At 69.4% G+C, this 12,106-nt stretch carries 9 protein-coding genes; 5 read left to right on the forward strand and 4 right to left on the reverse strand.

The genetic code is table 11. The features are described 5' to 3' along the window. Window positions 1-54 precede the first annotated feature (54 nt). Genes DEJ33_RS08975 through DEJ33_RS08985 form a run of 3 tightly spaced genes read left to right on the forward strand, consistent with a single transcriptional unit; the run spans window position 55 to window position 4,325 of the window. Window positions 55-1,038, forward strand: coding sequence for an ABC transporter permease (locus tag DEJ33_RS08975; RefSeq protein WP_111078693.1), 984 nt, complete (start codon window positions 55-57; stop codon window positions 1,036-1,038). A gap of 1 nt (window position 1,039) precedes the next feature. Next, on the forward strand, window positions 1,040-2,050 hold the full coding sequence (locus tag DEJ33_RS08980; RefSeq protein WP_111078633.1) for an ABC transporter permease: 1,011 nt from the start codon (window positions 1,040-1,042) through the stop codon (window positions 2,048-2,050). A 28-nt stretch (window positions 2,051-2,078) separates the two neighbouring features. Next, on the forward strand, window positions 2,079-4,325 hold the full coding sequence (locus tag DEJ33_RS08985; protein WP_111044650.1) for an ABC transporter ATP-binding protein: 2,247 nt from the start codon (window positions 2,079-2,081) through the stop codon (window positions 4,323-4,325). A 213-nt stretch (window positions 4,326-4,538) separates the two neighbouring features. Here the strand turns inward: DEJ33_RS08985 and DEJ33_RS08990 are convergent, their stop codons facing one another. The 4 genes from DEJ33_RS08990 to DEJ33_RS09010 all read right to left on the reverse strand — a co-directional run bounded on the left by DEJ33_RS08990 (window position 4,539) and on the right by DEJ33_RS09010 (window position 8,608). After that, entirely contained in the window at window positions 4,539-5,246 is a 708-nt protein-coding gene (locus tag DEJ33_RS08990) for a hypothetical protein (protein WP_146242574.1), read from the reverse strand. Beyond that, the gene (locus DEJ33_RS17235) at window positions 5,210-5,797 is read right to left on the reverse strand and encodes a hypothetical protein (protein ID WP_181432910.1); all 588 of its coding nucleotides are present in this window, start codon (window positions 5,795-5,797) and stop codon (window positions 5,210-5,212) included. Before DEJ33_RS17235 ends, DEJ33_RS08990 begins: the two co-directional genes overlap by 37 nt. An 86-nt stretch (window positions 5,798-5,883) precedes the next feature. Then, a complete protein-coding gene (locus DEJ33_RS09005) occupies window positions 5,884-7,737 on the reverse strand; it encodes an alpha/beta hydrolase (protein WP_181432909.1) in 1,854 nt (617 codons plus the stop codon). Window positions 7,738-7,858: 121 nt separating this feature from the next. Then, complete coding sequence (locus DEJ33_RS09010) at window positions 7,859-8,608, reverse strand: CPBP family intramembrane glutamic endopeptidase (protein ID WP_111078639.1); 750 nt, start codon at window positions 8,606-8,608, stop codon at window positions 7,859-7,861. A 193-nt stretch (window positions 8,609-8,801) separates the two neighbouring features. On the opposite strand from DEJ33_RS09010, the gene typA reads away from it, so the two are divergent. Next, window positions 8,802-10,724 carry a translational GTPase TypA gene (gene typA / locus DEJ33_RS09015; RefSeq protein WP_110903279.1) on the forward strand — a complete coding sequence of 641 codons (1,923 nt, stop codon included), beginning with the start codon at window positions 8,802-8,804 and terminating at the stop codon, window positions 10,722-10,724. 93 nt (window positions 10,725-10,817) lie between these two features. Continuing rightward, complete coding sequence (locus DEJ33_RS09020; RefSeq protein ID WP_111078640.1) at window positions 10,818-12,011, forward strand: amidohydrolase; 1,194 nt, start codon at window positions 10,818-10,820, stop codon at window positions 12,009-12,011. The last annotated feature ends 95 nt before the right edge of the window (window positions 12,012-12,106 follow it).

Raw genomic sequence — 12,106 nt, forward strand, 5'->3', positions numbered from 1 at the left:
CCCGGCCGTGGCGCGACATGTACCGGAAACAAACGAGGCTCTATGGTGGCCTCCATGATCCGCTTCCTGGCGCGTCGATTCGTGTACTACGTCGTGCTCGTGTTCCTCGCGACCTCGCTGACCTACTTCCTCGCGTCAGCGACGTTCAGCCCCCGCTCCGTCTACGCGGAGCGGAACCCCGCGCCGTCCGCCCAGGTCATCGACGCCAAGCTCGACGACATCGGCGTCAACGACAAGACCCCCGTGGTGATCCGGTACACCCACTGGCTCGACGGCGTCGTGCACGGTGACCTCGGGCAGACCATCCAGGACCGCTCGGTGAACGAGCAGTTCTTCCCGCGGCTCGGGGTGAGCCTCCGACTGCTGCTCGTCGGGTCGATCGCCGGCATCGTGCTCGGCGTGCTCGTCGGCGTGTGGAACGCGATCCGGCAGTACCAGATCTCGGACCGGGTGAGCGCCGCGATCTCGATCGTGCTGTTCTCGACACCCGTGTTCCTGACCGCCGTGTTCCTGAAGATCGGTGCGACCAAGCTGAACCAGGACGCCGGCAGCCAACTCATCAACTTCACCGGCGAAGCGACGCCCGGACTCGACGGATCGGCGTTGACCCTGCTCGTCGACCGCGGCGCGCACCTGCTGCTGCCGACAATCTCGATCGCGGTGGGCCTCATCGCCATCTACAGCCGCTACCAGCGCGCGACCATGCTCGACGTCCTCGGCTCGGACTTCCTCCGGACCGCACGGGCGAAGGGGCTCACGCGGGGCCGTGCCACGTTCAAGCACGGCCTGCGCACCGCACTCATCCCGATGACCACGCTCTTCGCCTACGGGTTCCTCGGCATCCTGACCGGGGCCACCCTGACCGAGAAGATCTTCGCGTGGAACGGGCTCGGTTCGTGGTTCATCGACGCGGTGAACGGCAACGACGTCAACGTCGTGACGGCGTACACGCTGTTCGCCGCGGTGGTGGTGCTCATCGCCGGGTTCCTCGCCGACGTCGCGACCGCAGCGCTCGACCCCCGCGTCAGGAGGGCATGACATGACCGACACCCGGATCGAACCCGTCGACCCGTCGCTCATCGCACGGAGCGACACCCCGGCCCGTCCGAAGCGGCAGGGCAACCGGTTCCTGCAGACCACGCGGCGTCTCTTCATGAACCGCGGCGCCGGCATCGGCGTCATCGTCGTCGTGGCGCTGTTCGCCTTCGCGTTCATCGGCCCGCTGGTCAGCCCGTGGCAGTACTCGGCGATCGACTACACGTCGTTCACGCGACCGCCCAGCGCAGCGCACTGGTTCGGTACGAACGGCATCGGGCAGGACGTGTTCGCGCAGACCGCACGAGGCATGCAGAAGAGCCTGCTGATCGGCCTGCTCGTCGCCGTCTTCTCGACCGCGATCGCGGCGATCACGGGTGCGGCCGCCGGGTACTTCGGCGGCTGGGTCGACCGCATCGTGATGTTCTTCGTCGACATGCTGCTCGTGCTGCCGTCGTTCCTCATCATCGCGATCATCAGCCCGCGCATCCAGAACGCCGGCTGGCTGGTCCTGGTCGTGCTCATCACGCTGTTCGGCTGGATGATCACCGCCCGTGTGGTGCGGGCGATGACGCTGTCCGTCAAGGAACGCGAGTTCGTCCGGGCCGCCCGCTACATGGGGATCGGCCCGTTCCGGATCATCTTCCGGCACATCCTGCCGAACGTGGCGTCCTTCCTCATCATCGACGGCACGATCCAGGTCGCCACCGCGGTGCTCGGCGAGACGACGCTGAGCTACTTCGGCTTCGGCGTGCAGGCGCCCGACGTCTCGCTGGGCACCCTGATCGCGCAGAACCAGGCCAACGCGCTGACCAGCCCGTGGCTGTTCTACTTCGCAGCCGGCGCGCTCGTGGTCTTCGCGATCGCGGCGAACCTGATCGGTGACGGTCTCCGCGACGCCCTCGACCCCACCTCGACGACCGGCAAGCGCGAGAAGCGCAACCGCCGTCGTGACCAGAACCAGGCGGCCGTGGACGTGGCCGCGTTGAACACGCAAGCCGGCTCCGGCGTATGACCGCCGCACCGACCACCGGGGAAGCAGCATGAGCACCATCACGAACGGGTCGGCCGCGACGCCGACGACCACCACCGAGCCGATCCTGCGGGTCCGCGACCTGCACGTCCGCTTCCCGACGCCGCGAGGGACCGTGCACGCGGTCCGCGGGGTCGACCTGGAACTCCGACGCGGCGAGGTCCTCGGCATCGTCGGGGAGTCCGGGTCCGGCAAGTCGGTGACGAGCATGGCCGTCCTCGGACTGCTGCCCGAGACGACGAAGGTCACCGGCTCCGTCGAACTCGACGGCGAGGAACTCCTCGGGCGCTCGGACAAGCAGATGAGCCGGCTGCGTGGCGACAAGGTCGCGATGGTCTTCCAGGACCCGCTGTCCGCGTTCACACCGGTGTACACGATCGGTGACCAGATCGCGGAGACCGTCCGCCTGCACCGCGGTGCCTCGAAGGCGGAGGCCCGTGCCCGTGCGATCGAGCTCCTCGAACTCGTCGGGATCCCCGAGCCCGCCCGCCGCGTCGACGCCTTCCCGCACGAGTTCTCCGGCGGCATGCGGCAGCGCGCGATGATCGCGATGGCGATGGCGAACGACCCCGACGTGATCCTGGCGGACGAGCCCACCACGGCACTCGACGTGACGATCCAGGCGCAGATCATCGAGGTGCTCCGGACCGCCCAGCGCGAGACGGGTGCGGCGCTGGTGTTCGTCAGCCACGACCTCGGGGTCATCGCGGGCATCGCCGACCGGATCGCCGTGATGTACGCCGGCCGGATCGTCGAGACGGCGACCGCCGAAGAGCTGTTCGCCCGTCCGCGCATGCCGTACACGATCGGACTCATCGGGGCGCTGCCGCGGCTCGACGCCACCGACCGGTCGCCGCTCGTGCCGATCCCCGGGTCGCCGCCGTCGCTCATCGACCTGCCGGACGCCTGCCCCTTCGCGGCTCGTTGCCCCCTGGTCAGCGAGGTCTGCCGGTCGACCGAGCCCGCCCTCGCTCCGCCGGTGGGCATCGGCATCGCCGCCGTCGACGCTGCCGCCGTCGGTACCCGGGCGGATGCGGACGAGACCACCGCGAGCACGGCCACGCCCTCGGCAGCCAGCGCGTCCCGTCCACTGCACGCTTCCGGTCACACCGCCGCGTGCCACCGCACCGCCGAGGTCGCCGCCGCCCACGCGGATGCCGGCCGGATCTTCGCCCTGCCCGTCGTCCCCGAGCACGCCGCAGCGGTCGAGGCGTCGCGCACCGACCGTGAGCCCGTCGTGCACGTCGAAGGGCTCACCAAGACGTTCCCGCTCGTCAAGGGCGCCGTGTTCCGTCGGAAGGTCGGTGACGTCTACGCCGTCGACGGAGTGGACCTCGACATCCGCCGCGGTGAGACCCTCGGCCTCGTCGGCGAGTCCGGCTCCGGCAAGTCGACGACCCTGCACCAGCTGATGGACCTCGAGCGTCCCGAAGCGGGAACCGTCGAACTGTTCGGCGAATCACTCGCCGACGCCACCGCCCGCGGTGCAGCCGGCACACGGGCACTGCGTCAGCGCATCTCGATGGTGTTCCAGGACCCGTCCGCCAGCCTCGACCCGCGCATGTCGGTGTTCGACGTCGTCGCGGAACCGCTCCGAGCGATCGGTGCGCCGGCGTCCCGCATCGACGAACGGGTGCCCGAACTGCTCGGCCTGGTCGGGCTGCAGGCCGCCGAGGCAGACCGCTACCCGCACGAGTTCTCCGGCGGGCAGCGGCAGCGCATCTCCATCGCGCGTGCGCTCGCGGTGGAGCCGGACCTCGTCGTCCTCGACGAGCCGGTCTCTGCCCTCGACGTGTCGATCCAGGCTGGCGTGCTCAACCTGCTCGCCGAACTCAAGGCACGCCTCGGGCTCTCGTACCTGTTCGTCTCGCACGACCTCTCCGTCATCCGGCACGTCGCCGACCGGGTCAGCGTGATGTACCTCGGCCGCACGGTCGAGGAGGGTGCCGTCGACGAGGTCTTCGAACGCCCGATGCACCCCTACACGGCAGCGCTCATGTCCGCCGTGCCGGTGCCGGACCCCGTCATCGAGCGGTCCCGAACGACGATCCTGCTGCCGGGCGACCCACCCAGCCCGACCGAGCGACCGACCGGCTGCCGGTTCCGGTCACGCTGCCCGCTCTACGCGATCCTCCCGGAGGAGGAGCGTCGCCGCTGCGAGCAGGAGTCGCCCGAGAAGGCGCCCCGCCGCGGCGAGGACGTCGACCACCGCGCGGCGTGCCACTACCCGGAGAAGGTCCCGTCGATCGCGGCCTAGCCGTGGGATGACGGGAGGCGGTGCGCACGACGTGCGAGGCGCCTCCCGTCCGTCTCGTGGTGCGGCTCAGATCTCCGGTTCGTCGGTGTCGGCCCGGACTTCGTAGCTGTCGGAGATCGCGCGTGCTCGGCATCTCTGGCCCCATCGCCGCGCAACCGGCCAACCCGAGCACGGTCAGAGCGACGGCTACGAGCCCCGATCGGTGGCGCATCGTCAGATCTCGGGCTGGTTGATGATGGGCGACTCCCATGATGGCGGGACAGGGTGTTCGCCCGGGACGGAGTCGTCCGGCCACTGCAGCGCAGACCTTCCGTACACAGCCGTCGACAGGTCGAGCGCGTCGTTGGTCCAGAACAGTTCGCTGGAGACGTCGAGGGAGTACCGCCCGTTGGTGCGGAGGCTGTAGTTGATCTGCCATCCGTCGCCGGTGTTGGCCCAGACTTCGTAGCTGTCGGAGATCGCGCGTTGGTCGATCGCCCACCCCTGGTGTTCGAAGTACTCGATCATGGGGTCGAGGTCGCGCTGCGCGCCGGTGGCGCCAGGTGGCATCCAGATGCGGCCAGAAGTGAGGAAGTAGCTGTTCTTGGTGTCTGCTCCGGGCAGGGGAGCGACCCCGTCGCCTCCGATCCCAGGGATTCCGTCGCCAGCGACCCATTCCCATTCGCCATCGTGGACGGCGAGCTGCGCTCCCTCGAGCAGCCGTTGCATGTGTTCGTAGTGGTCGCGGTAGCGGTCGTACTCCTGGTGGAGTGTCAGCTCCCGGACCTGTTCCTGGGTGAGTCCGGCGGCGTCTTTCGGCATCTCTGTTCCGCCCGACGCGCAACCGCCCAGTAGCCCGAGAACGGTCGAGGCGATCACCCCGAGTCGAATCCGGTGTCGCATCGTCAGATCTTCGGTGGGCTGATGATCGGGGAGTCCCATGTCGGCGGATCCGGGTACTCGCCGGGTCTGGAGTAGGCGGGGTGACGTCCTCCGGCGCGGCCGCCCACAGCTTCGGACAGGGCGTCAGCGTCGTTCGTCCAGAACAGGTCGCTGTAGACCGTGAGCGAGTAATGACCGCTCTGTTGAACGAGGTACTCGATACGCCAGCCGTCGTTGGTGAAGCCGTCGAGGTAGTAGGTACGACCGACCCGTTCGACGTGGAAGCTCCAACTGTTCGCGGTGAAGTAGTCGATCATGGGGTCGAGGTCAGACCTGGCCCCCTCGGCGCCTTCAGGGTCGTACGAGCGACTCGAGGTCAGGGCGTACGTGTTGTGCGTGTCCGCGCCGGCCAGCGGGCGGGTCCCGTCGCCGCCGATCTGTGGGATGTCGTCCCCGCCGTTCCATCGCCACGCTCCCTCGTACAGCTGTCGCTGCGCATCGGCGAGCACCTCCTGCATCTTCCGGTACTGCTCGCGGTAGCGGTCGAACTCCTCACGCAAGGAGAGCGTGGCGACCTCCTGCTGCGTGCGTGCTCCTGCGTCTTCGTCCACGGTTCCCTCTCCGGACGTGCACCCGACAGTCAGCCCGACTGTCAGGAGGACGGCACCGATCGTGCCGACTGTCCTGGTCGACGTCTTCATTCCGGCCTCCCCGTTGCGATGATCTCGGCGATGTGCCGCTGTGATGTGGCTCCCGGTGACAGGTACCCCACGCCCCGCGGCGGGTACATGTCGTGACCAGTGACCGCGTTCGTTTCCGGCCCTGCCTCCGCCGAGAAGACGTGCACACTGGGCAGTGCACGCGGGTCGGTCCGACCGATCCTCCCGAAGCGGGCCGTGTGGTCCTGCTCACCCTCCGTGGCGAAGACCTCGCCGACGTTGAGGTGCTCGGGCTTCGTGTCGTCGGTGAGCCCCACTGACCCGTACGTGACGACGGCATCTATCCGGTACCGCGTCTGCGCGGTCGCTTCGACAGCGACCGCAGACCCGTAGGAGTGTCCGAGCACCGTCAGACGGCGAGGGCCGTTGCCGTTCCGGCTGTCGCGGACACCATCGAGGAAGGACGTGAGCTCGGCCCCGCCCGCGACCGCACGCTGCTGGGAAGGCACCTCGATGGCCGCCGGTGCCCGGTAACCGAACCAGGAGACGAAGGCGAAGGTCGACGAGGGGGTGAGTCGCATCGCTCGGCGTACCACGCCGTTGGCGGCGCGGACCTTCTCATCCGCGCTGTCGAGCGTGGTGGTTGCGCCCGGTACGTTCACCGTGACGTTTGACGCCGTGTCGAGGTCCCCGAGCGACACCGCAGCGACGAGTGCCCCGTCCGACGCTCCGAACCCGACGAGCTGCGCCACTGCCGCGGACGGCGCGTCGAGTCCCTGCGCCAGTCGGTCCGCCCGCCGTACCCCCTTCCACAACGCCGCCACCTGCCGACGGAACTCGTCCATCCCCACCGCCCCGTAGGTGTACGGTAGCCCGAGCATCCGGTACACCCGCTCCGGGTTCGCCAGCGCGGCGGTCAGGACCGCGCGCGAGGCGATGTCCCGCGCCGCAGCCGGGACGCCGTCGAGGTTCGCGATCTGCAGCTTCGTCGCCAGGGGGAGCGCGCGGAGGTCGTGTTCCGACAGCCCGAGTCCCCGCCAAGCCGCTGCGACCTCGGCCGGCGTCGCCGACGGGTCCAGTGCCCGTCGGAGTGCCGCTGGCAGGGTCGACGTGCCGGCGACGTCGAGGGTCCCGTTCGCCAGGCACACGCGACCACCCGCGGCGGCGAACGCGTCTGCGATACGTGCCGCCCATGCGGCGTCCTCGGCGTTCTCGGCCAGGTAGTCCCCGAACCCGACGACCAGGGTGGCCTCGTCGACCGGGACCCAACTGCACCGACTGGTGAAGCCCGCCCACGCGTTCCGGACCCGTGTCAGGTCCTGTTCGGTGGCCGCGTCCTGCACATGAGCCGAGCCGCTGAACTCGCGGAGGCGCCGCGGGTCGGCACCGCTCCGGCCGCCCGCACCGCTCGGACCACCCGCGCCACTCCCGCCGCCGCCGCTGCTCCGCGGCCGGGTCCGCGCACGGAACGACGCCGTCAGCGGTGTCGGACGGACCGGGGTGTCCGCCGGCTCCGGGTCCCAGAGACAGCTGGACCAGTCCAGTGTCGGCCGCAGCGGGGCTCCGACGGTGAGGAGGGCCCGGTCCCGTCCCCGTTCGCGCTCCTGCCACGCGGCACGAGCCTCCTGTCGCCGGCGCTCCTCGTCCGCCTGACGGTTGACGACGTGCAGCTGGACGGCGAGGTCCTCGAGCGCCCTCGTCAACCGGACCCGGTCCTCCGACTCGATCGTCCGGGCCGCCTCGAACAGGCGCGCGTACGCACCGTGGAAGTCGCGCAGTGCCGTCTCGGCGCTGGCACGTCGGCCGGCACCGCTCGCCCGGAGGCCCAGCGCCGCGTCCGTCAGGCAGGTGAGCAGCCGTGACGCGGCCACGTCGTCGAACTCGATCCCCATCGTTCCCCACATCGCTCGGTGCAATGTGTGGAACGTAGCATTTCAGAGGGTCAGCGCGACAGGCGAGCGCATTCCTGTGGAGAACAGTCCCATCGAGGACGACCGAGGAAGCGACGTCGCGTCACGAGAAGAGCCCGGGGAACGCCCGCGCGACGAACGGGTAGCCGACGAACACGGTGGCGTCGAGGAGCACGTGCGTGATCACGAGGGGGAGCAGCCGTCCCCACCTCGTGTAGATCCAGCCGAAGAGGATGCCCATCACCGCGTTGCCGATGAACGCGCCGAAGCCCTGGTACAGGTGGTAGCTCCCGCGGAGGACCGCGGTGGACAGGATGACCTGCCACCGCCCCCACCCGAGATCGCCGAGGCGTGCGTACAGGTAGCCGACCACGATCACCTCTTCCTGCAGGCCCGATCGGACGGCCGACAGCAGGAGCACCGGGATCGTCCACCAGTACGACCCGAGGGCGGCCGGGTCGACGGCGACGGTGATCCCGAGGGCACGGCCCGTGAAGTACAGCGCGAGGCCCGGGACCCCGATGCAGAGCGCGATCAGGGCCGCACCGCCGAGGTCAGGGCGGACCCGGAAGCGGTCGATGCCGAGCCGACCGAGGTGCGGACGCGAGCTGCTCCACAGCAGCATGCAGACCAGTGCCACGGGCGCCAGGTCGACCGCGATCCCCAGGAGCTGGCGCGCGAGGTCCACGTACTGCACTGTCGTCGTCGAGGTGTTCAGTGCCGTCGACTGCTGTCCGAGCGGCGTCGTCTGGGACAGGTCGTCGATGATCTGCAGCACCGAGTAGAGCGCGCTGGCACCCAGTGAGAGCATGAGGACGACGGTGATCTCGGTCCACGTTCGCCGACGGCTCATACGCTGTACTCCCTCTGCTTGCCAACTACCGGTAGACTGGCGAGTCGGGCATGGTCCCGAAAACCGTCGGGCACCGTCCCGCACCCTCGGGCCGGTCCCGAATCCCTTCGGGACGAGCCTGAGAACCCTTCGGGCCCGGCCCGAACCCCGGGCACTCGCCCGATCATCTTCCGAACACAAAAGGATGTCCTGTATGGCGCTCGCCACTCGGTCCGACCTGCGCAACGTCGCCATCGTGGCACACGTCGACCACGGCAAGACCACCCTCGTCGACGCGATGCTGACGCAGACCAACTCGTTCGACGCCCACTTCGAGGGCGAAGACCGCATGATGGACTCGAACGACCTCGAGCGCGAGAAGGGCATCACCATCCTCGCGAAGAACACCTCGGTGCTCTACAACGGGAAGCACGCAGAGGAGTTCAACCCCGGCGGCCGCATCACGATCAACGTGATCGACACCCCGGGCCACGCCGACTTCGGTGGTGAGGTCGAGCGCGGCCTCTCCATGGTCGACGGTGTCGTCCTGCTCGTCGACGCGTCCGAGGGCCCGCTGCCCCAGACGCGCTTCGTGCTCCGCAAGGCGCTCGCCGCCAAGCTCCCGGTGATCCTGCTCGTCAACAAGACGGACCGTCCGGACTCGCGCATCGACGAGGTCGTCTCGGAGAGCCAGGACCTGCTCCTCGGTCTCGCCTCCGACATGTCGGACGAGGTCGACGACCTCGACCTCGACGCGATCCTCGACGTGCCGGTGGTCTACGCCTCCGGCCGCAACGGTGCCGCGTCGCGCAACAAGCCCGAAGACGGCACGCTGCCCGACAACGACGACCTCGAGCCGCTCTTCGAAGCGATCCTCCAGCACGTCCCGGCCCCGACGTACGACGACGAGCACCCGCTGCAGGCGCACGTCACGAACCTCGACGCGTCGCCGTTCCTCGGTCGCCTCGCGCTCCTGCGCATCTTCCACGGCGAGATGAAGAAGGGCCAGACGGTCGCGTGGGTCAAGCACGACGGCACCGTCGTCAACGCCCGCATCACCGAGCTCCTCATCACCAAGGCGCTCAGCCGGTTCCCGGCCGAGTCCGCCGGCCCCGGTGACATCGTCGCCGTCGCCGGGTTCGACACGATCACCATCGGTGAGACCCTGTCCGACCCCGAGGACGTCCGTCCGCTGCCGACCATCACGGTCGACGCCCCGGCGATCTCGATGACGATCGGCACCAACACCTCGCCGCTCGTCGGCAAGGTCAGGGGCCACAAGCTCACGGCCCGCATGGTCAAGGAGCGCCTGGACCGCGAACTCGTCGGCAACGTCTCGCTCAAGGTCGTCGACATCGGCCGCCCGGACGCCTGGGAAGTCCAGGGCCGTGGTGAGCTCGCGCTCGCCATCCTGGTCGAGCAGATGCGTCGTGAGGGCTTCGAGCTCACCGTCGGCAAGCCGCAGGTCGTCACCAGGCGTGACGAGAACGGCAAGCTGCAGGAGCCGTACGAGCACATGACGATCGACACGCCGGAGGAGCACCTCGGCGCCATCACCCAGCTCATGGCCGCCCGCAAGGGCCGCATGGAGAACATGGTGAACCACGGCACCGGCTGGATCCGCATGGAGTTCATCGTCCCGTCGCGTGGCCTCATCGGCTTCCGCACGTCCTTCCTCACGGAGACCCGCGGCACCGGCATCGCCAACGCGATCTTCCACGGTTACGACGAGTGGGCCGGCGCGATCCAGACCCGCATCAACGGCTCGATCGTCTCCGACCGCTCCGGTGTGGTCACCCCGTTCGCCATCACGAACCTCCAGGAACGGATGTCGTTCTTCGTCAACCCGACCGAAGAGGTCTACGAGGGCATGGTCATCGGTGAGAACTCGCGTGCCGACGACATGGACGTGAACATCACCAAGGAGAAGAAGCTCACCAACATGCGGTCGGCCAACGCCGACACCTTCGAGTCGATGACGCCGTCCCGGCAGCTGTCGCTCGAGGAGTGCCTCGAGTTCGCCCGCGAGGACGAGTGCGTCGAGGTCACCCCGGACGCGGTCCGCATCCGCAAGGTCGAGCTGGACGCTTCGGCTCGCCAGCGGTCCTACGCGCGCCTCAAGCGCCAGGACGCGTAAGCAGAACCACCCGGGAGGCCCGTCCTCCCTCCCACGGCCCGGTCACCGCTCGCAGGTGCCCGGGCCGTCGGCGTCGGGAGATACGGTGGACCGGTGACTCTCGACCTGCTCTCGATCTACCAGGACCTGCACGCCCACCCGGAGCTCGGCTTCCAGGAGCAACGCACCGCGGGCGTCGTCGTCGACCGGCTGACCGAGATCGGCGGCATCACGGTCACCACGGGCGTCGGCGGGACGGGTGTGGTTGGTGTCCTCGAGAACGGTGACGGTCCGGTCGTCTGGCTCCGCGCCGACATGGACGGGTTGCCCGTGCAGGAGCGCACCGGCCTGCCCTACGCCAGCACCGACCGCGCGACGGACGAGGACGGCAACGAGGGGCCGACCATGCACGCCTGCGGTCACGACATCCACGTGACGTGGCTGCTCGGTGCACTCGAGCGTCTGGTCGGGACCACCGCGGACTGGAGCGGCACCGTCGTCGCGGTGTTCCAGCCGGCGGAAGAGGTCATCTCCGGTGCCCGCGCGATGATCGACGACGGCCTCGTGGAGCGCTTCCCGACGCCCGCCGTGGTCCTCGGGCAGCACTCGGCCCCGGCCCCGGTCGGCGTCGTCGCCGTGGGGTCCGGTGCCGTGATGGCGTCGAGCGACCGCTTCACCGTGACGTTCAACGGACGCGGCGCCCACGGCTCCGCTCCCCAGGCGTCCCTCGACCCGATCGTCACGGCGGCCTCGGCGGTGGTCCGGCTGCAGACGGTCGTCTCACGCGAGGTCGGGCCGAGCGACGCAGGCGTCGTCACGGTGGGCTCCTTCCACGCCGGGACGCGACCGAACATCATCCCGGACACCGCGGTCATCGAGATCTCCACACGGGCGCGCAACGAGGAGACCCGGGCGCGGATCGTCGCCTCGATCGAGCGGATCGTCCGGGCCGAGAGTGATGCCGGGGGTCTGGCTGCCCCGACGATCGAGCGCGCCCCGGGTGCCGACGTCCTGGTGAACGACGCCGAGCAGGCAGCGGTCGTCCTCGAGGCCGTGCGTGCCGTCGTGCCGCACGCGGTCGACATGGAGTCCGGACTGGCGATGGCCTCGGAGGACGTCGGACAGCTCGCCACCGCCGCCGGAGCACCGATCGTGTACTGGTTCACGGGCATCACCGACCCGGAACTGTTCCGCCGCGGTGAGGACGTCCCGAGCAACCACTCGCCGTTCTACGCCCCGCAGGCCGACACTGCGATCCCGGTCGGGGTCGACGCCCTCGTCGCCGCGGCCCGCGCGTCGCTCGGCTGACGAGCGCGCCTGTCGCGGCGTGCCCGTCCCGGTGCGCCTGTCCGGCGTGCTCGCCCGGCGTGGGTGCCTGGCGCGCGTGCCCCCAGTGCGGGTGA

Origin of the sequence: Curtobacterium sp. MCPF17_047, from assembly GCF_003234045.1 — a bacterium.
Taxonomy (GTDB): Bacteria; Actinomycetota; Actinomycetes; order Actinomycetales; family Microbacteriaceae; genus Curtobacterium.